The sequence below is a fragment of the Sphingobium sp. LB126 genome (genome assembly GCF_002795205.1).
GTDB classification, from domain to species: Bacteria; Pseudomonadota; Alphaproteobacteria; order Sphingomonadales; family Sphingomonadaceae; genus Sphingobium; species Sphingobium chungbukense.
On record NZ_NETV01000002.1, the window covers coordinates 122,181 to 140,596 of the forward strand.

An 18,416-nucleotide genomic window follows, 5' to 3' on the forward strand; every position below is an offset into this window, starting at 1 on the left:
CATGGAGCCGTAATGGCCTTTCCCACGCCTTTCTCCCTCCGGCATGCCGATGCCGCGTTCCTGGGTGGAAAGGTGCCCCGTCCGCCGGACGGCGCGATGAGCCAGACACCCATGGAGTTCTGGCATTCCACCGCCGCCGAGCTCACCACTTTGTTGCAGACGAGTGACGGGGGCCTGTCTTCAGCAGAGGCCCGCAACAGGCTTGCGACCATAGGCCCGAACATCCTTTTCCAGAAGGCCCCTCGGCAGCTCACTGCGGATTTGGCCCGGCGGCTTGGCAATCCACTGGTGCTGATGCTGCTCGCGGCGTCCGTCGTGGCGGGCCTGACGGGAGAGATGACGAGTTTCGTCCTGATCGTCGCCATGGTTTTCCTGTCCACTGCCCTGGACACGATCCAGGAACGGCGGGCCGAAGCAACGGCAGCGGCATTGCGCGAGTCGATTGCCCTCACGGCCCGGACGGTCCGGGACGGTGCCGCGGTGCCCTTGGCCGTTGGGGATCTGGTGCCAGGGGACGTCGTCTTGCTGTCAGCGGGTGATCTGGTGCCTGCCGACGGGATCGTGCTTTCGAGCAATGTGGCCCAGGTTAACCAAGCCGCGCTGACGGGAGAAGCTTTTCCGGTCGAGAAATCGCCGAAAATTGAACCCGGCGCCTCAATGGCAGAGGCAAGCAACCTTCTGCTGCATGGCAGTTCGATGATCGGCGGCAGCGCCACGATGCTGGTAGTCCAGACGGGCGACAAAACCCACTTTGGCGGCATTGCCCGATCGCTGGGCGATACGCAGCTCCCCACCGCGTTCGAGCGGGGCATTCACAAGCTCGGCCTGTTGATCGTGCGGATGACGATCTTCCTCGTCCTGTTCGTGATTCTGGCCCATCTCGCGCTCGGGCGACCCCCGGTCGAATCCTTCCTGTTCGCGATGGCGCTGGCGGTTGGCCTGACGCCTGAACTGCTGCCGATGATCATGACGATCGGGCTGGCGCGCGGCGCGCAGCGCATGGCTGGGGCCAAGGTAGTGGTGAAGCGGCTTTCCGCCATCCACGATCTGGGCGAAATGGACATATTGTGCACCGACAAGACGGGCACGCTTACCGAGGCCCGCATCGTGATGACCGGCCATCCTGGGATTGACGGCACGGACAGCGAGCGCGTCTTTGAGCTTGCCGCCGTCAATGCCCGGTTCGAGAGCGGTCTGCGAAGCCCGCTTGATGACGCCCTGCTTGCCCATACGGCGCATCATCCGCTCAGGGACTGGCAAAAGCTTGACGAACGTCCCTTCGATTTCGAAAGGCGCCGGGTGTCGGTGCTGGCTGAATGGCAGGGCAAGAGGATCGAGATCGTCAAGGGTGCGCCGGAAACCATCCTCGACCTTTGCACACAGGCGGAAGCGGCGGACGGAACCGTCATACCGCTGGATGCGGCCCTGAAGAAGCAACTCTCCGATCTGCACGATACCAACGCTCGTGAGGGTCTTCGCTTGTTGGGCATTGCGTGGAAAGCGGCCCAAGGTCGCGAGCGTATCGAAACGGACGATGACGACCATCTGATATTCGCCGGTTTCTGTCTGTTCCTCGACCCGCCCAAAAGTTCGGCGGCGGCGGCGATCGCGCGGCTGGAGGCGTCGGGCATCCATACGAAAGTCATTTCAGGAGATGCCGCTGCGGCCGTGGAGCATCTCATGAGCGCACTTGATCGGCCAGCTTCCCGCTGCCTTTCCGGAGACGAGATCGCCGCGCTTGACGATCAGGCGCTGGCGGTCCGGGTGGAGGAAACAGACCTTTTCGCCCGCGTCACCCCAGACCAGAAATTACGCATTGTGCGGGCGCTTCAGACGCGCGGTCATATTGTTGGTTTCCTGGGCGACGGCATCAATGACGCGCCCGCGATCAGGGCCGCCGATGTCGGCCTTTCGGTCGATGGCGCAACCGACGTCGCGCGCGAAGCAGCGGACATGATCCTTCTGGCCCCCGATCTTGCCGTGCTGGCGGATGGTGTCGCGGAAGGGCGGCGGACCTATGCCAATATCCTTAAATATATTCGCATGGGAACCAGCTCTAACTTCGGCAACATGCTGACAATGGCGCTGGCGTCGTTATTCCTCCCCTTCCTGCCGCTGACGCCGGTGCAAATCCTGCTCAACAACATGCTCTATGATCTGTCGCAGACCGGTATCCCGTTCGACAGCGCCGAAAACCGCGACCTTGCCTCGCCCCATGGCTGGGACATGCGCGGCCTTGTCCGCTTCACCGTCATCATGGGCCCCTTGTCATCGCTGTTCGACATCGCGACTTTCGCCGCGTTGATCGCAATCTTCCATGTCGACGTGCCGACCTTTCGCACCGCTTGGTTCATCGAGTCGATGGCGACGCAGATATTGGTGGTCTTTGTGATCCGGACGTCGGCCCCGATGTGGCGGCAACATCCGCACCGCATCCTGGTGGCGACGGCCGGTCTCTGTCTGATGACGGCGGTCGCGCTACCATTCCTGCCCGTCGCCGCGATGCTCGGCTTTGCCGCACCAGCCGTTTCCATCCTGGCGGTCACGGCGACGCTGGTTGCCGCCTATCTGCTATCGGCGGAAGGATTGAAGCGGGTGGCTCTGCGATGATCCCAACGCCGATCAAGGCGTGATCAGCACCTTGAGCGCCGCCACCGGATCTTCGGAGCTGCTGTCGATCATATGCGTCGCGCCGCCATTCCAGTGCATCACGTTGCGAGAGGAGGGAAATTACGTACTGCGAATTCTGCCGACAAGCGGCAGGGACCGCGGCATCATCACGGAGTGAAACGCCCATGTCCCTCCCAGCAGAGAACTCCACCCTCGACCCGCTCGACGGCATCGCCGAGACCCTGGACCGCGCGGCCGGCGCAGCCATCGTCCAGGCCACTTCCGGCCTCTCTCCCGCCACACTCGCCCAGGCCTTTTCCGACTGGGCCCTGCATCTCGCTTGCGCACCGGGCAAGCAGATGCAACTGGGTGCCAAGACGGCGCGCAAATATGCCCGACTGTTCGACTACGCGCTGCGCGGCGCTGGCGATCCCAATGCCCTGCCGGCGATCGAACCACTGCCACAGGACCGGCGCTTCTCCGATCCTGCCTGGAGGCAGGCTCCGTTCAACATCCTGTCCCAGGCCTTCCTGCTGAACCAGCAGTGGTGGCATGCGGCGACGACCGGCATAAACGGCGTCGCCAAGCATCATGAGGATATGATCGAGTTCACCGCGCGGCAGATGCTCGACACGCTGGCGCCGACCAATTTCCTTGCGACCAATCCGGTGCTGCAAAGGAAAATCTTCGAAACTGGCGGTCGATGCCTGGTCGATGGTTTCCGCAACCTGATCGAGGATGTGCAGCATCTTGTTCGCGGATTGCCGCCAGTGGGAACCGAAGATTTTCGGGTTGGAGAAAGGGTCGCCACCGCCAAGGGCAAGGTCGTGTTCCGCAACCGGCTGATCGAACTGATCCAATATGAACCCACCACGGACAAGGTGCGACCCGAGCCGATCCTGATCGTGCCCGCCTGGATCATGAAATATTATATTCTGGACCTGTCGCCTGAAAACTCTCTGGTCCGCTGGCTCACCGGCGAGGGCTTTACGGTCTTCATGATCTCCTGGCATAATCCCGGCAGCGCGGATCGCGATCTCGACTTGGAGGCCTATCGGCAGATGGGACCTATGGCAGCGCTCGACGCTATCACCGCGATAACGGGCGCCACCTCGGTTCATGCCGCAGGCTATTGCCTGGGCGGCACCCTGCTCTCCATCGCCGCCGCCGCCATGGCTCGCGATGGTGATGAGCGTCTGGCCAGCGTCACGCTGTTCGCGGCGCAAACCGAGTTCAGCGAACCGGGAGAGCTTGGCCTCTTCATCGACGAGGGGCAGCTCAACCTTCTTGAGAACATGATGTGGAGCCGCGGCTATCTCGACAGCAGCCAGATGGGCGGCGCCTTCCAGATACTTCAATCCAACGACCTTGTCTGGTCGCGCGTGCTGGGCACCTATCTGATGGGGGAACGCGTGCCGATGAACGATCTGATGGCGTGGAACGCAGACGGTACACGCATGCCCTACACCATGCACAGCCAGTATCTGCGCCACCTCTTCCTCGACGACGATCTTGCCGAAGGCAAATATATGGTCGATGGCAGGACCATTGCACTGGATGCCTTGCGCAAGCCGATGTTCGTTGTCGGCACCGCGCGCGATCATGTCGCCCCCTGGCATTCGGTCTACAAGATCCATCATCTGGCGCCGGCTGAAATCACCTTCATTTTAACCAGCGGCGGGCACAACGCCGGCATCGTATCCGCACCCGGCCACAAGGGACGCAGCTATCGCATCCTCACCCGGGAAGCCGAGGGCTTGTCCTTCGATGCGGACGAGTGGCTGCTGCACGCGACCGAGAAACAAGGGTCATGGTGGCTCGAATGGGGCGAGTGGCTCGGACGCCTATCAGGCGAGCCAGTTGCACCCCCGCCCATGGGCGCAGCGGACAAGGGCTATGCGCCCATCGCAGACGCGCCCGGCCACTATGTGCTGGAGCACTGAAAGATGACCAGTGCTGAAATGATCGAGAACCGCACCTTCGATGAAATCACGCTCGGTGAGACGGCGAGCGTCATCCGGACATTGACCCAGGAGGATATCCAGCTCTTCGCGCTCGTCTCGGGCGACGTGAACCCGGCGCATCTCGATGCCGATTATGCCGCGACCGACATGTTCCGGCGGGTGATCGCCCATGGCATGTGGGGCGGCGGGCTGATCTCCGCGGTGCTGGGTACGGAACTGCCCGGTCCGGGCGCGATCTATCTCAGCCAGTCGCTGCGCTTCGTCTGTCCGGTTGGGCTGGGCGATACGATCACCACGACCGTCACCGTGCTGGAAAAACGGCCCGAGCATCAGGTGGTGGTGCTCGACTGCCGCTGCGTGAACCAGGACGGGAAAGACGTCATCACCGGACAGGCCGAGGTGAAGGCGCCGTCGGAGAAGATATGCCGCCCGCGCATCGCTCTGCCCGAAGTGCGCCTGTCCACTCATGACGGCTACCGCACGCTCATGGAAAAGACCGCTGCTACAGAGCCCGTGACGACGGCGGTTGCGCATCCCTGCAGCGCGGCGGCGATCCTCGCCGTGGCGGAGGCGGCCGAGGCCAGCCTCATTGCGCCTATATTGATTGGACCCGAAGCGCGGATCCGTGCGGCCGCGGTCGAGGCGGGCAAGGATATTTCGGCTTTCCGGATCGTACCGGCCGACCATAGCCATGATGCGGCCGCAAAGGCCGTCGGGCTTGTGCGGTCTGGGGAGGCAAGGCTTTTGATGAAAGGGTCGCTCCATACCGACGAACTGATGGGCGCGGTGGTATCCGCCACGACTGGTCTGCGAACCGAACGCCGCATCAGCCATGCCTATGTGATGGATGTGCCCGATCATCCGACGCCGCTGATCATCACGGATGCGGCGATCAATATCGCGCCTACGCTGGCGGAAAAGGCGGATATCATCCGAAACGCGATCGATCTTGCCCATGTGATCGGCATCGAGGTGCCCAAGGTCGCGATCCTCGCTGCCGTCGAGACGGTCAACCCGGCGATGCAATCCACGCTCGATGCTGCCGCCCTGTGCAAGATGGCCGATCGCGGGCAGATTACCGGCGGCATCGTGGATGGGCCGCTCGCCTTCGACAATGCGATCAGCCCCGCAGCCGCGAAGGAAAAAGGCATAGTTTCGCCTGTCGCCGGCGTTGCGGAAATATTGGTGGTGCCCAATCTGGAAGCGGGCAATATGCTGGCCAAGCAGCTTAGCTTCCTGGGCGGTGCGGATGCCGCCGGGGTGGTGCTGGGCGCGCGGGTGCCGATCATCCTCACCAGTCGCGCCGACAGCCTGCGCACGCGTCTCGCCTCCTGCGCGGTGGGCGCGCTTTTGGCCCGCGCCGCGACGAAGGCGGCACCGGGGCTTGCCGGGACGGTGGCGGCATGAAGGCGGTCGTCAGCCTCAATTCCGGTTCGTCGAGTATCAAGTTCGGCCTCTACGGTCTGGATGCGCGGGGCACGCCACTTCTGTCGGCAGGCGGAAAGATCGAGGGCATCGGCATTGCCCCGCATCTTGTCGCCCGGACAGCTGACGGAACGACGATCCTCGACCGCGACTGGCCCGATGGCGCGAACCTGACGCACGCCGACCTCCTCGAGCAATTGTTCGACTGGGCCCTGGACCATCTCGACGGATATGAAGTCGTGGCCATCGGCCATCGCGTTGTCCATGGCGGCACGCAGTTCGCCGCGCCGCGGCTGATCGACGAGGCGCTGCTAGACACTCTCGACACGCTCTGTCCGCTTGCGCCGCTGCACCAGCCCCATAATCTGGCTGCTATCCGGGCCATCAGGCTGCTCCAGCCCGACTTGCCGCAGGTCGCCTGCTTCGACACCGCCTTTCATCATGACAAGCCGCTGCTGGCCTCGCGCCTGGCCATTCCCCGCGCACTCCACGATCAGGGTATTCGCCGCTATGGCTTTCACGGCCTGTCCTACGAATATATCGCGCGCCGGTTGCGCGACATCGATCCTGTCCTGGCGGGCGGACGGGTGATCGTCGCCCATCTGGGCAATGGGGCCAGCCTCTGCGCCATGCGGGATGGGCGGAGCGTGGATACGACCATGGGCTTCACCGCCCTCGATGGCCTCATGATGGGAACACGCTGCGGCAGCATCGACCCTGGGGTCGTACTCCATCTCCAGACACAGATGGGCATGAGTGCGGCTGAGGTGGAACAGCTTCTCTACAAGCAATCCGGTTTGCTTGGCGTGTCCGGCATCTCCAGCGACATGCGCGCGCTGGCGGCCAGCGATGCGCCGGAGGCGGAGGAAGCCATCAATCTGTTCATCTGGCGCGCCGCACGCGAAGCCGGCGCCCTCGCTGCGTCCCTGGGCGGTCTCGACGGCTTCGTTTTCACGGCGGGCATCGGGGAGAATAACGCCGATGTCCGAAGCCGGATCTGCCGACGGCTCGAATGGCTTGGGCTGGAAATCGACGAGCTTGCCAATGCAGGCAATGGCCCCGTCATCAATCTGCCGGACAGCCGGGTGAAAATTCTGGTCGTCCCCACCGATGAGGAACGGATGATTGCCCTGCACAGCCTGAACATCGTAGGAACCAGCACATGACCCCCCGGATCGACGATACCCAGCATCTTCTTGCGCGAGTGCGTATATGAACTTCTGGATGTTCGCGGCGGTCATGGGCATTCCCATGGCCGCGTCCCATGCCGTATCATCGGTCGATTAGAGCGGATTCCGTCTGATTGAATCAGATCGGCCGCTATAAGTCTTTTATTTGCCGCGATTCCTTAACCGTCAGATGATGCCATCTGACTGGAAATCGCTCTATAACCGGCGGATGACTCGATTCAGGTTCGGGCTCGCGTTCGTGCGATGAAAGGAGGCCGACTGCTTGATCGCGCGGAATCCTGGATTTTTTCGCTCAGCTAAACGGCCGCTTTGTCAATTTACCAATGGGCTACCGGTCGGGCCTCAGTCGGCCAGTTTCGGAGTGCGTGGTCTGAATAGCGGACCAGACCGACATCGGAATATAAATTTGAGTTCTGGATGGCCACATAGGGTCGGGCATGCCCATCAGTTGAAATCGGGAACCAACCATTTTGCCGCGCCTTTGAACGGCATGGATTCACTGTCAAGTCCTCTTCCGATCCGCGGCGAGCAGCGCAAAGATCTGTCTGCCCATGCTGGCAACGGCCTTATCCGACTGCCCACAGGTGCAGGCCTGACGATCCAGTTCCGCCATAAGGATCTAAGGATGATTTCGATGAGCGAGGGGCCAGCCACAGAAAGGGCCGGTAAACCCCTTGCGTTATGTATCACGAAATGATACGTATCAGTTCATGATACAGAGCGCCAAAGGGAAGTTGGTTGAACAGGTGTTGGTGGGCAAGCCGGGCAAGGGCTTCCCGAACGACATCTTCCGGGCTGCTGTGCGGAAGTTCGCTATGCTTGAGGCGGCGATGAATCTGGAAGACTTGCGGTCGCCTCCGGGTAACAGGCTGGAAGCCCTGTCCGATGACCGTGAGGGCCAGCATTCGATCCGGATCAACGACCAATGGCGTATCTGTTTCGTCTGGACCGACAAAGGCCCGGAAGGCGTAGAGATCGTGGATTATCATTGAAGGGAGTCGTCATGACCATGTTGAAAACCCCGGTTCATCCCGGCGAAATCCTCAAGCATGAGTTCCTTGAGGAGATGGGCATTTCCGCTGGCAAGCTGGCGAAGCATATCCATGTCCCTCGCACCCGCATCGAGCGGCTGTGCGAGGAGAGGACTTCGGTCACGCCGGACACGGCCAAGCGCCTGTCCAAGGCACTTGGTACGACGCCGGAGTTCTGGCTCAACCTCCAGACGCATTATGATTTGCTGGTGGATCAGGCCGCCGACATCGAAGAAATCAAGCCGCTGCTGGCGGCTTGATTCTCCCCGTGCGGTCGCAACGCCAGCCTTTTCCTGCAAAGCATCGCGGAACCAGTCGGCGTCGTAGCCACGATCGGTGAGCAGCCATTGGGCTTTGGGAAATTCGTCCAACAGAGCGGCGGCACCGATGCCGTGCGGTGCGCCTTGAGATAGGTCGCGTCGATCATCACCGTCTTACGCTCGGAAGACTGGGGCGCAGCCAGACCTTCCATCATCCGCAGGAACACGCCCCTTATCGCCCCACCGCTTCCAGCGGTTGTACAGCGTCTTGTGCGGCCCATAGCCCTTCGGCGCGGCCCGCCAGCGCGGCCCGTTGCGATTGACGAAGATGATCCCGCTCAACACTCGCCGGTCGTGGCCGCCCTCTTTCACCATTACGTGGTCAGGGACGATACGCTGCGCCGGATGCTGCCGGGCCGGGGTAGAGCAGCGGAATTCCCGGAAGCATGACGGAAGATCGGGAAATATACTTATGGGCCCTCTCCAACGCGCCGACTATTCCCTGTCGTGTAACCACAAACGGAGCGAGACATGTCGAACACCCCGCACACCTTGGGCGAAGAGTTTCCGGGCCAGATGGACAAGATTCATGCGCTGAAGGTTTCGAACCCGGTTTTTGCGCAGTTGCTCGCCTCCTATGATGCAGTCAACGACGAGATCCATGTGGCCGAAACGAATGTTCAGCCAACATCGCAGGATCACGAAACCGAACTCCGCAAGCGCCGCTTGGCGATCAAGGACCAAATCACCCACGCGCTCTCGCAGCTGGCCTGATCTTCCGAAAAAGGGCCGGATGCCATGCGTTCGGTCCGCCGGGTGCTGCGAGCATAAGGGGACAGGCGGAGAGCCCAGCTGGGCTGTCGACTGGATTGGACAGCGGCCGACTTCGGATTTATTCAGACTTCCTGTCGTCGGGGTGAAAGAACCATGTGGAAGGCCGCCATTGCAATCAGCCTCTCGCTGGCGGGTGTCGCAACCATGACCGCGGCCGGGAATGCTGGAGATGTATCTCGAGGGCGCGAACTGGCGGAGCGGCGTTGCGCGAGTTGCCATGCCATCGGCGAAGCCGACAAAAGCCCCGACCCGCTCGCGCCGCCCTTCCGAAATCTTTATCGGCAATATCCGGTCGACGCCTTGCAGCCGGCATTCCTCAAGGGGCTTGAGGTCGGTCACCGGAATATGCCCCTTTTTGTCCTGTCGCCCCAGGAAGTGACGGACATCATCGCATTCCTCCATGACCTCAACCCATGCGGCAAGCCGTCGTCGGATGACGAAGCCATGGCGCGATGTTTCGCGCCCGTAAAGTGAAGGGAAGCGTGGATAAACGCGCCATCGGGACGGGAGCCGCATGCGCGGCACGGCCGATGAAGGCGGCGTTCGGTGCTGTTCCGGGTTGCGGGATCAGGACCTGATATTTTTCTGCAAGCCTTTCACGCCTTCACACAGCAGAAGCAGCAGGACAGGCAGCAAGATCAGGAACGGAAAATCTGCCGGTTCTGGCTGAGCGAAGTGGAGTATGCGGCGCAGCGGCTCCACGGTGAGGATCAATCCGCATGCTGTCAGCACGGCGGCCGCCACATAGCGCAGCGACGCGTTGTTGCGCCAGAGCGCCCGCGTCAGCGATGTGCTGAAGGATCGGTTCACGAGCGCCAGCGCCATGATGGAAGCGACCAGCGCGAAGAACAGGACCGCCCTCACGCGATCGGGCGCGAAGCCCCAATATGTCGTCGCGATATGAAGGCCGATGAGCAGCGCCAGGGCGATGCCGCCGTACAGGATGCTGGGGACCACCAGCGCCGCGGGAAACAGGCGTTCGGCAGGGCTGCGGGGCGGTCTGTGCATGATGCGGCTTTCCTCCCGTTCGGCTTCGAAGACGAGCGCGCAGACGGGATCGATGATCATTTCCAGCAATGCGATCTGGATCGGCCCCAACACCAGCGGCAGGCCCAGCAGCAGGGGCGATAGGGCAAGGCCCGCGATCGGAACGTGCACGGCGAAGATGAAGCCGATGGCCTTGCGGATATTGTCGTAGATGCGGCGGCCGAGGCGAATGGCGACGACGATGGCGCCGAAATCATCCTCCACCAGCACGATGGCCGACGCCTCGCGCGCTACATCGGTGCCCCGCTTGCCCATGGCGATGCCGATATGTGCCGCCTTGAGCGCGGGTGCGTCGTTCACCCCGTCGCCGGTCATCGCGACGACCTCTCCCGCGGCCTTGAGCGCGGAGACGATGCGCAGCTTCTGTTCGGGCATGGTGCGGGCGAAGACGGTCACATCCCTCACTCGCGCGGCGAGGTCAGCGTCCGAAAGCGCGCCGACCTGATCGCCGGTCATGACCTCGCCCGAAGCGATCCCTGCCTGCGCCGCGATCGCCTGGGCCGTGGCCGGATAGTCTCCGGTGATCATCACCACCCGGATTCCGGCCGAGCCGCATTGGGCGATCGCTTCGGGAACCCCCGCACGCAGCGGATCGGACAGGCCAACCAGCCCGAGCAGCGAGAAGTCGTGCGCCTCGTGCCCCTTGTCCCGATCGTCCGGCGCGATGGTCGCAGTGGCCACCCCCAGCACGCGAATGCCCCGCGCCGCCATGGCGCGGACGGCCCGATCGAGCGCCCGATGGGCTTCCCCATCCAGCCGGCAAAGCCGCGCTATCGCTTCCGGCGCGCCCTTGGCGGCCACGGTCAGCCCTTCCTCCATCAGCCCTGTCTGCCACACATTGGACATCGCCAGCAGATCGGGGCGAAGGCCGTTAGTGTGGGTCAGTTGCCAGCCCTTCCGCGCAGGAAGCCGGACATCCTTCACTATATTGTGGAAGGCGACCTCCATCGGATCGACCGGCACCGGGGCGCTCGCCAGCGCAGCGGTTTCGATCAGCGCATGAAATTCAGGTCCGGGCGATCCGTCACCCGGCACCGCCATGTCGCCTGTCGGAAGCCACAACTCCGTCACCGTCATGCGGTTCTGGGTCAGCGTCCCGGTCTTGTCCGTGCACAGCACCGTCGCGGCGCCCAGCGCCTCTATGGCGGAGGCACGCCGGGTCAGTACCCCGACCTGCGCGATGCGCCATGCGCCCATGGCGAGGAAGATGGTGAGGACTACCGGAAACTCCTCGGGCAGCAGGGACATGGCTGTCGCGATGCCCGCGAGGAAGGCTGCCATCCAGTCGCCGCGCAGCCAGCCATCGAGAAGGACCACCAGCAGCGCGATCGTCACCCCGCCGACGGCGCACAGGCTGACCATGCGGGCGGTTTCCTTCTGGAGATGCGGGACTTCCGTTTCCAACGTCTCCAGAAAACGGCCGATCTGCCCGATGCGGCTGCGCAGGCCGGTGGCGCTGACCCGCGCAATGCCGCCCCCATGGGTGATGACGGCGCCTGAAAAGAGATAGGGCGTGTCGTCGCCGCCCGGTTCCGCCCGATCCGGGTCGCCGGCCTGCGCGGCGCGCTTGCGGACCGGAACCGCTTCCCCGGTCAGCAGGGATTCGTCCGCTTCCAGTTCCCGCGCCTCGATCAGCAGCGCATCGGCCGCGACGCGGTCGCCCGCCTCCAGCACCAGCATGTCGCCATGCACGACCTCCCGGCCGGGGATGCGTACGGTCTCGCCGTCGCGGATGACCAGCGCGCGGGGCGCCGACAGGTCGCGCAGCGCCTCCAGCGTCCGTTCCGTGCGCGCCTCCTGCACGATCGTGATGAGGATGGAGAGGCCGGCAAAGCCGAGCAGGACCAGCGCCTCCGTCCCGTCGCCGAGCAGCAGATAGATGATGCCCGCCGCCAGCAGCATGGCGAACATGGGTTCTTTCAGCACTTCCGCCGCGATCCGCAGCGGTGTCCGCCGGGTCGGGCGGGGCAGTTCGTTGGGCCCCTGTTCGGCCAGCCGGTCCCGTGCCTGCGAAGCGGAAAGGCCGAGATGATCAGCCTGTTGCCCTACCGTCGCCACGCCTTGTCTTCCCCCCGCAAATTGTCTCCCCCCGTAAATATGGCCCGTCAACGACACGGGCACCGGAAAATCGATGAGACCCCCATTGTCGTCCATCAGGATATCTACGGACTGTTCCTGCCGTGTTATCATCTAATGAGCTTGGAGAGGCTGCAAGAGGGGAGGAGTTCCGATGGACAGGTCATCGCTCACACTGACATTCCATGGTGCGGCAGGCACGGTCACGGGATCCTGCATGGAATTGCGGCTGAATGATCGCAGCCTGTTGGTGGATTGCGGCCTGTTCCAGGGATCGCGCAGCCTGGAAACGCTGAACCATGGCGGTTTCGGCTTCGAGCCGGGAAAGATCGACGCGGTCGTGCTGACCCATGCGCATATCGACCATTGCGGCCTGCTGCCGAAACTGTCGGCGGAAGGGTTCGACCGGCCGATCTGGTGCACGCCCGCAACATCGGACCTGCTGGAATATATGCTGGCGGACGCCGGGCGCATCCAGGAAAGCGAGGCGGACCGCCGCAACCGGCGGCGCGACCGTGCGGGCGAGAGCCAATTCGTGCCCCTCTATACCGAGGAGGATGCCCTGCGCGCATGGCGGCTGAGCCGCCCCGTACCGCTGTCGGACTGGTTCGATCCCGCTCCCGGCTTCCGGGCCCGTTTCTGGAATGCCGGTCACATATTGGGCGCGGCGTCGGTGGAGATCGAGGCGGCAGGCACGCGGCTGCTCTTCTCCGGCGATCTTGGTCCCGACAACAAGGCGTTCCATCCCGATCCGCAGGCGCCGTCGGGCATCGATCATGTCGTCTGCGAATCGACCTATGGCGACCGCGCGCGAGAGAAGTTCACCATCGAGCAGCGCCGCAGCCAACTGGAGCATGAGATCAAGGACGCGCTGGTGCGCGGCGGCAACCTCATCATCCCCAGTTTCGCGCTGGAAAGGACGCAGGAACTGCTGCTCGACCTGGCGCGGCTCGCGGACGCCAACCGCATCCCCAATGTCCCGATCTTCGTCGACTCCCCGCTCGCCAGCCGCGCGACCAAGGTTTTTGCCGCCCATGCCGCGGAGATGGAGGATATGGACGGGCAGGACATCTTCCGCCATCCGTCCATCCATTATGTCGAGGATGTCGCGGAATCGATCCGGCTCAACACCATGTCGGGTGCGATCATCATGGCCGCTTCGGGCATGTGCGAAGCGGGACGCATCCGGCATCATCTGAAGCATAATCTCTTCCGGCGGGACTCCACCGTGCTGTTCGTGGGCTTCCAGGCCAGGGGCACGCTGGGCCGGGTGTTGCTGGACGGGGCGCAGCGCGTGCGCATTTCCGGAGAGGATGTGAACGTCCGTGCGCGCATCCGGCGCATCGACAGCTATTCCGCCCATGCCGACCGTGACGAACTGCATCGCTGGATCGCCGCCCGCCGCCCCATAGCGGGCAGCCTGTTCCTCGACCATGGGGAGGTCGAAGCGGTCGCGGCGCTGCGCGCGCTCGTCCAGGCCGACGATCCGGCCGCCAGCATCATCGCGCCGCAGATCGGCGAAAGCTACGCGCTGGAACCGGGCGTGCCCGCGCGCCGAATCCAGACGGGCCGGGCCGACATGGACCTGCTGGCCGGGCCGGACTGGCAGAATGACTATGCCGATTTCGTCACGCACCTCAAACAGCATCTGGGCCGGATCAGGAGTGAGCGCGCCCGCCGCGAGGCGCTCGCCCAGATGCGCCGGGTGCTCGACGCCTATGAGGAAGCACGGCAACGCCGCTCAACCGCAAAATGATGGAGGTTCCCATGAACAACCCCTCGCCTTCAGCCATCCGTCATATCGTGGTGCTTGCTCATCCGGATGCCAGCAGTTTCAATGCCGCGATCGCCGCGACCTATTGCGAGGCCGTTCGCGAGGCCGGTCAGAAAGCCGTGCTGCGCGACCTCTATCGCATGCAATTCGATCCTGTCCTCAGGAATGAGGAGCGGCCTGACAGGAAGGGATACCGCATGGCGCCCGATGTGAGCGAGGAATGGGAGCTGCTGGCGGGCGCACGGGTCTTCACCTTCATCTTCCCGATCTGGTTCGGCATGCCGCCGGCCATGATGACGGGCTATGTCGATCGCGTCCTGGGGGCCGGCGTCACGTCCCGGGAGATTCAGCAGAGGTCGAGCGGAAACCTCCTTGGTGACGGCCATCTCTGTACCATCACCACCTCCGGCGCTTCGGAGGACTGGCTCGACGCGCAGGGGCAGAGCCAGGCATTGCGGGAACTGACCGGCACCTATCTGTTCCGCGGTTTTGCCATGCGCTCGAACGCGGCCCTGCACATCGGCGATGTCGTCGAAGGCGTGGACGCCGCGTTCATCCGGGACAATCTCGACCGGGTTCGCAGCCGGGTGCAAAGCCTCTGCGCGCGGGTGGCGCAGGACATCCAGGGAACGCCCGCTCCTTCGCCAGCCGGCGACGACAGTTGATGCAAGCATTTCGAGGAAGCCCACAGAAAGCCATGCTGACGATCAAGCGCCTCGCCATCGACACCTACCCGGAAAACACGGCTTTCCTCCTGCGCCGCAGCAACGGCTATTCGGCCGAGCAATTCCAGGCGCTGCGCAAGATCAGGGTGAGCGGCGAGGGAGCCGAAATCCTGGCATCTCTGGCGCTGGTCGACGAATCTCTGCTGCTCAAGCCCGGTGAAATCGGTCTGGGCGAGCAGGCTTTCAGGCGGTTGGGACTGCCCGAGGGCGCACAAGTGGCGATCGAGCAGGCAAGGCCGCCCGCCAGCCTGGAATATGTCCGCCGCAAGATCGACGGCGACACGCTGGAGGATGACGAGATCGCCGCCATCATCCGCGACATCGCCGCGCATCGTTATTCGCCCATGGAGATCGGCGCCTTTCTGGTCGCCTGCGCGGGTTTCATGACCACGCAGGAAACGCTGGCGATGACCCGTGCCATGGCGGGCCTTGGCAACCGCTTCGACTGGAAGGCGCCTCTGGTCGTGGACAAGCATTGCATCGGCGGCATTCCGGGCAACCGCACGTCGATGATCGTCGTGCCCATCGTCGCGGCGCACGGCCTTATCATGCCCAAGACATCGTCGCGGGCCATCACCTCGCCCTCCGGCACGGCCGACACGATGGAAGTGCTCGCCAATGTCGACCTGTCCGAGGACAATATGCGGGCCATTGTCGCACGGGAAAAGGCCGTGCTGGCATGGGGCGGCCGGGTCAACCTGTCGCCCGCCGACGATGTGCTGATCTCCGTCGAGCGGCCGCTGCGCATCGACACGTTCGACCAGATGGTGGCCTCCATCCTGTCCAAGAAGCTGGCGGCGGGCTCCACCCATCTGGTGCTCGACATTCCGGTCGGCCCCACGGCCAAGGTTCGCTCTCAGGAGGAGGCGGTGCGGCTGCGCAAGCTGTTCGAGCATATCGCCGACAAGCTGGGCCTCGTCACCGACATCGTGATCACGGACGGGTCGCAGCCGGTCGGCAACGGCATCGGACCGGTGCTGGAGGCCCGCGACGTCATGGCCGTGCTGCGCAACGACGCCGACGCGCCGCAGGATCTGCGCGACCATGCGCTGTTTCTGGCAGGGCGGGTGCTCGACTTCGATCCGGCCCTGCGCGGCGGCAGGGGCTATGCGCGGGCCATGGAACTGCTGGCGTCGGGCGAGGCGCTGGCCGCGATGGAGCGGCTGATCGAGGCGCAGGGACGGCAGGAAATCCGCCATGATCCCGGCGCGCATGTGCATGAGGTCCGCGCCGGGGAGGACGGGCGCGTGACCGCCATCAATTGCCAGCGCGTCGCGCGCATTGCCCGGCTGGCCGGGGCGCCCATGGACAAGGGGGCGGGCATCGACCTGCTGCACAAGGTCGGGGCGCAGGTGCGCAAGGGCCAGTCGCTCTACCGCATCCATGCCCAGTCCGCGACGGGCCTTGGCTTTGCCCGCGATCTGGCCGCGGAAGATTCAGGCTATGAGGTGACGCGGTGAGCGCGGTCGTCTTCGGCTTCGGCGAAAGCATGGGAGCGGCGAAGAGGCTGGGGGCGCTGCTCGACCTGCCCGTCCTTCAGGTCGCGACCCGCCGCTTTCCCGATCGGGAATCACTGGTCAGGATGCCTGCCCCGGCTCGCACGGCTATTCTCTATCGCTCCCTCGATGACCCGGACGGGAAGATCGTCGAACTGCTGCTGGCGGCTTCCGCCGCGCGGGATCTGGGGGCTGAGCGCGTCGTGCTGGTTGCGCCCTATCTTGCCTATATGCGTCAGGACATGGCCTTCCATCCGGGCGAGGCGGTCAGCCAGCGGGTGATCGGCCGGCTCATCGCGGATCATTTCGACGCCTTGCTGACCATTGATCCGCATCTGCATCGCATCGCCAGTCTGGGTGAGGCGGTGCCCGGCATCCCGGCGATCAGCCTTTCGGCCGCGCCCTTGCTCGCCAGCCTGATCGATCCTGCGGGCCATCCCGTCATTGTCGGGCCGGACGGCGAATCCCGGCAATGGACGCAGAGCATCGCCGCCCCGCTTGGCCTCGACATGCTGGTGGCGTCGAAGGAACGGAGCGGCGATCGCGATGTCCGCCTGACCCTGCCGGAGGTCGAGCGGGTGCGCGGGCGTCCGGCCATATTGGTGGACGACATGATTTCCAGCGGCCGGACATTGATCGAGGCGGCAAGACTGCTGCGCGCGGCCGGGGCGGCATCGGTCGAGGCCCATGTGACCCATTGCCTCGCCCGGCCCGACGATCTCGCGCTGATGCAGGCGGAAGGGATAGGGCGGATATCCAGCAGCGACAGCGTCGATGGGCCCACCAACCGGGCCTATGCCGCGCCGTTGCTCGCCTCCTGCCTCAAGGAAGCGGGCCTGGTTTGACCGACCCTGGGGAGGAAGCCCATGAAACAGATGATCGCCATGCAGATCAAGGCTCCGGGCATGCCCCTGGAGAGGATCGAACGCCCTGTCCCGACGCCGGGAACGGGCGAATTGCTGGTCGAAGTCAGCGCCTGCGGTGTGTGCCGCACGGACCTTCATGTGCTGGACGGCGAAATTCCGGCCCATTATCCTATCATACCCGGCCATGAGATCGTCGGCCATGTCGCCGCCATCGGGCCGGATGTGACGGGCTTCCTCATCGGGCAAAGGGTCGGCGTGCCCTGGCTGGGGCATACGTGCGGGCAGTGCCCCTATTGCCGGAGCGATCGGGAAAATCTCTGCGACGCGCCGCTGTTTACCGGCGCGACGCGCGATGGCGGCTATGCCAGCCATGCGATAGCCGATGCACGCTATTGTTTCGCGTTGCCGGATCGCTTTTCGGATGTCGAGGCCGCGCCGTTGCTGTGCGCCGGGCTGATCGGGTGGCGGGCGTTGCGGCTGGCAGGCCCGGCACCGGCGATCGGCCTGTACGGCTTTGGCGCGGCGGCCCATATCCTCACGCAGATCGCGGCGGCGCAGGGACGCAGCGTCCATGCCTTCACCAAGGATGGGGACGAGGAAGGTCAGGCGTTCGCCCGCTCGCTTGGATGCGTCTGGGCGGGCGGTTCATCGCAGGCGCCGCCCGCGATGCTCGATGCCGCCCTGATTTTCGCGCCGGTGGGAGACCTCGTTCCCCGTGCCCTGCAAGCTGTGCGAAAGGGAGGTCGGGTCGTCTGCGCGGGCATTTACATGAGCGATATTCCCTCTTTCCCCTATGCGCATCTGTGGGAGGAAAGGGAATTGCTCTCTGTCGCCAACCTGACCAGGGAGGATGGCACGTCCTTCTTCCAGCTTCTGGATCAGATTCCGGTTCGGACCGTCACGGAAAGCTTTCGCCTGGAGGATTGCAATGAGGCTCTTGCCAGGTTGAGAAACGGCCAGGTCAAGGGCGCGGCGGTGATCTTGCCCTAATTGCGGGAGGCTCTTTCTTCTATCCATCCGGAAGTAGGAGAATGGATCGACCATCGGTTGGGACGGATCAGCTATCGCCGACAATGGCATTTGCAAGGCAGGGGGATCGCGGTCGCCCGCCCAGCACA

The 18,416-nt window shown here is 63.9% G+C and carries 14 protein-coding genes and 1 pseudogene; 13 read left to right on the forward strand and 2 right to left on the reverse strand.

The window, feature by feature from the left end:
- The first annotated feature begins 12 nt into the window (after nucleotides 1-12).
- The 6 genes from mgtA (at nucleotide 13) to CAF53_RS16925 (ending at nucleotide 8,480) form a co-directional block, all read left to right on the forward strand.
- Complete coding sequence (mgtA, locus tag CAF53_RS16900) at nucleotides 13-2,610, forward strand: magnesium-translocating P-type ATPase (RefSeq protein ID WP_242443497.1); 2,598 nt, start codon at nucleotides 13-15, stop codon at nucleotides 2,608-2,610.
- Nucleotides 2,611-2,795: 185 nt separating this feature from the next.
- Nucleotides 2,796-4,553, forward strand: coding sequence for an alpha/beta fold hydrolase (locus tag CAF53_RS16905; protein ID WP_100238948.1), 1,758 nt, complete (start codon nucleotides 2,796-2,798; stop codon nucleotides 4,551-4,553).
- A gap of 3 nt (nucleotides 4,554-4,556) precedes the next feature.
- Nucleotides 4,557-5,981 carry a bifunctional enoyl-CoA hydratase/phosphate acetyltransferase gene (locus tag CAF53_RS16910; protein ID WP_100238949.1) on the forward strand — a complete coding sequence of 475 codons (1,425 nt, stop codon included), beginning with the start codon at nucleotides 4,557-4,559 and terminating at the stop codon, nucleotides 5,979-5,981.
- A complete protein-coding gene (locus CAF53_RS16915; RefSeq protein WP_100238950.1) occupies nucleotides 5,978-7,165 on the forward strand; it encodes an acetate/propionate family kinase in 1,188 nt (395 codons plus the stop codon). Before CAF53_RS16910 ends, CAF53_RS16915 begins: the two co-directional genes overlap by 4 nt.
- A gap of 698 nt (nucleotides 7,166-7,863) precedes the next feature.
- Entirely contained in the window at nucleotides 7,864-8,181 is a 318-nt protein-coding gene (locus tag CAF53_RS16920; RefSeq protein ID WP_332307414.1) for a type II toxin-antitoxin system RelE/ParE family toxin, read from the forward strand.
- Nucleotides 8,182-8,192: 11 nt separating this feature from the next.
- Nucleotides 8,193-8,480, forward strand: a complete 288-nt coding sequence (locus CAF53_RS16925) for a HigA family addiction module antitoxin (RefSeq protein WP_039286522.1) — start codon at nucleotides 8,193-8,195, stop codon at nucleotides 8,478-8,480.
- 27 nt (nucleotides 8,481-8,507) lie between these two features.
- Here CAF53_RS16925 and CAF53_RS16930 read toward each other — a convergent pair.
- Nucleotides 8,508-8,834: pseudogene (locus tag CAF53_RS16930) on the reverse strand (transposase); the annotation flags it as partial.
- A 177-nt stretch (nucleotides 8,835-9,011) separates the two neighbouring features.
- On the opposite strand from CAF53_RS16930, the gene CAF53_RS16935 reads away from it, so the two are divergent.
- Nucleotides 9,012-9,254 (forward strand): DUF465 domain-containing protein, encoded by a 243-nt coding sequence (locus tag CAF53_RS16935; RefSeq protein ID WP_046763747.1) that lies wholly within the window; start codon nucleotides 9,012-9,014, stop codon nucleotides 9,252-9,254.
- Nucleotides 9,255-9,407: 153 nt separating this feature from the next.
- Nucleotides 9,408-9,788 carry a cytochrome c gene (locus CAF53_RS16940; protein WP_100238951.1) on the forward strand — a complete coding sequence of 127 codons (381 nt, stop codon included), beginning with the start codon at nucleotides 9,408-9,410 and terminating at the stop codon, nucleotides 9,786-9,788.
- Between the two features lie 93 nt (nucleotides 9,789-9,881).
- Here the strand turns inward: CAF53_RS16940 and CAF53_RS16945 are convergent, their stop codons facing one another.
- Nucleotides 9,882-12,515 carry a cation-translocating P-type ATPase gene (locus tag CAF53_RS16945; RefSeq protein ID WP_100238952.1) on the reverse strand — a complete coding sequence of 878 codons (2,634 nt, stop codon included), beginning with the start codon at nucleotides 12,513-12,515 and terminating at the stop codon, nucleotides 9,882-9,884.
- A 139-nt stretch (nucleotides 12,516-12,654) separates the two neighbouring features.
- Here CAF53_RS16945 and CAF53_RS16950 point away from each other — a divergent pair, with 139 nt between their 5' ends.
- From CAF53_RS16950 to CAF53_RS16970, 5 genes are read left to right on the forward strand one after another with little or no spacing between them, the layout of a single operon-like run.
- Complete coding sequence (locus CAF53_RS16950; RefSeq protein WP_100239524.1) at nucleotides 12,655-14,193, forward strand: MBL fold metallo-hydrolase; 1,539 nt, start codon at nucleotides 12,655-12,657, stop codon at nucleotides 14,191-14,193.
- Nucleotides 14,194-14,204: 11 nt separating this feature from the next.
- Nucleotides 14,205-14,876: an NAD(P)H-dependent oxidoreductase gene (locus CAF53_RS16955; protein ID WP_157801280.1), complete on the forward strand. Its 672-nt coding sequence runs from the start codon at nucleotides 14,205-14,207 to the stop codon at nucleotides 14,874-14,876.
- 32 nt (nucleotides 14,877-14,908) lie between these two features.
- Complete coding sequence (locus CAF53_RS16960) at nucleotides 14,909-16,396, forward strand: thymidine phosphorylase family protein (RefSeq protein ID WP_046763751.1); 1,488 nt, start codon at nucleotides 14,909-14,911, stop codon at nucleotides 16,394-16,396.
- Nucleotides 16,393-17,277 carry a ribose-phosphate diphosphokinase gene (locus CAF53_RS16965; RefSeq protein ID WP_100238954.1) on the forward strand — a complete coding sequence of 295 codons (885 nt, stop codon included), beginning with the start codon at nucleotides 16,393-16,395 and terminating at the stop codon, nucleotides 17,275-17,277. The genes CAF53_RS16960 and CAF53_RS16965 overlap by 4 nt, the downstream gene beginning before the upstream one ends.
- 21 nt (nucleotides 17,278-17,298) lie before the next feature.
- The gene (locus CAF53_RS16970; protein WP_046763752.1) at nucleotides 17,299-18,288 is read left to right on the forward strand and encodes a zinc-dependent alcohol dehydrogenase family protein; all 990 of its coding nucleotides are present in this window, start codon (nucleotides 17,299-17,301) and stop codon (nucleotides 18,286-18,288) included.
- The last annotated feature ends 128 nt before the right edge of the window (nucleotides 18,289-18,416 follow it).

Bases quoted from the DNA above. Each gene is read 5' to 3' on its own strand.
- CAF53_RS16905 (WP_100238948.1), top strand. From the start codon at position 2,796: ATGTCCCTCCCAGCAGAGAACTCCACCCTCGACCCGCTCGACGGCATC.
- CAF53_RS16935 (WP_046763747.1), top strand. From the start codon at position 9,012: ATGTCGAACACCCCGCACACCTTGGGCGAAGAGTTTCCGGGCCAGATG.
- CAF53_RS16910 (WP_100238949.1), top strand. From the start codon at position 4,557: ATGACCAGTGCTGAAATGATCGAGAACCGCACCTTCGATGAAATCACG.
- CAF53_RS16960 (WP_046763751.1), top strand. From the start codon at position 14,909: ATGCTGACGATCAAGCGCCTCGCCATCGACACCTACCCGGAAAACACG.
- CAF53_RS16955 (WP_157801280.1), top strand. From the start codon at position 14,205: ATGAACAACCCCTCGCCTTCAGCCATCCGTCATATCGTGGTGCTTGCT.
- CAF53_RS16925 (WP_039286522.1), top strand. From the start codon at position 8,193: ATGACCATGTTGAAAACCCCGGTTCATCCCGGCGAAATCCTCAAGCAT.
- CAF53_RS16945 (WP_100238952.1), bottom strand. From the start codon at position 12,515: ATGGACGACAATGGGGGTCTCATCGATTTTCCGGTGCCCGTGTCGTTG.
- mgtA (WP_242443497.1), top strand. From the start codon at position 13: ATGGCCTTTCCCACGCCTTTCTCCCTCCGGCATGCCGATGCCGCGTTC.
- CAF53_RS16915 (WP_100238950.1), top strand. From the start codon at position 5,978: ATGAAGGCGGTCGTCAGCCTCAATTCCGGTTCGTCGAGTATCAAGTTC.
- CAF53_RS16950 (WP_100239524.1), top strand. From the start codon at position 12,655: ATGGAATTGCGGCTGAATGATCGCAGCCTGTTGGTGGATTGCGGCCTG.
- CAF53_RS16940 (WP_100238951.1), top strand. From the start codon at position 9,408: ATGTGGAAGGCCGCCATTGCAATCAGCCTCTCGCTGGCGGGTGTCGCA.
- CAF53_RS16970 (WP_046763752.1), top strand. From the start codon at position 17,299: ATGAAACAGATGATCGCCATGCAGATCAAGGCTCCGGGCATGCCCCTG.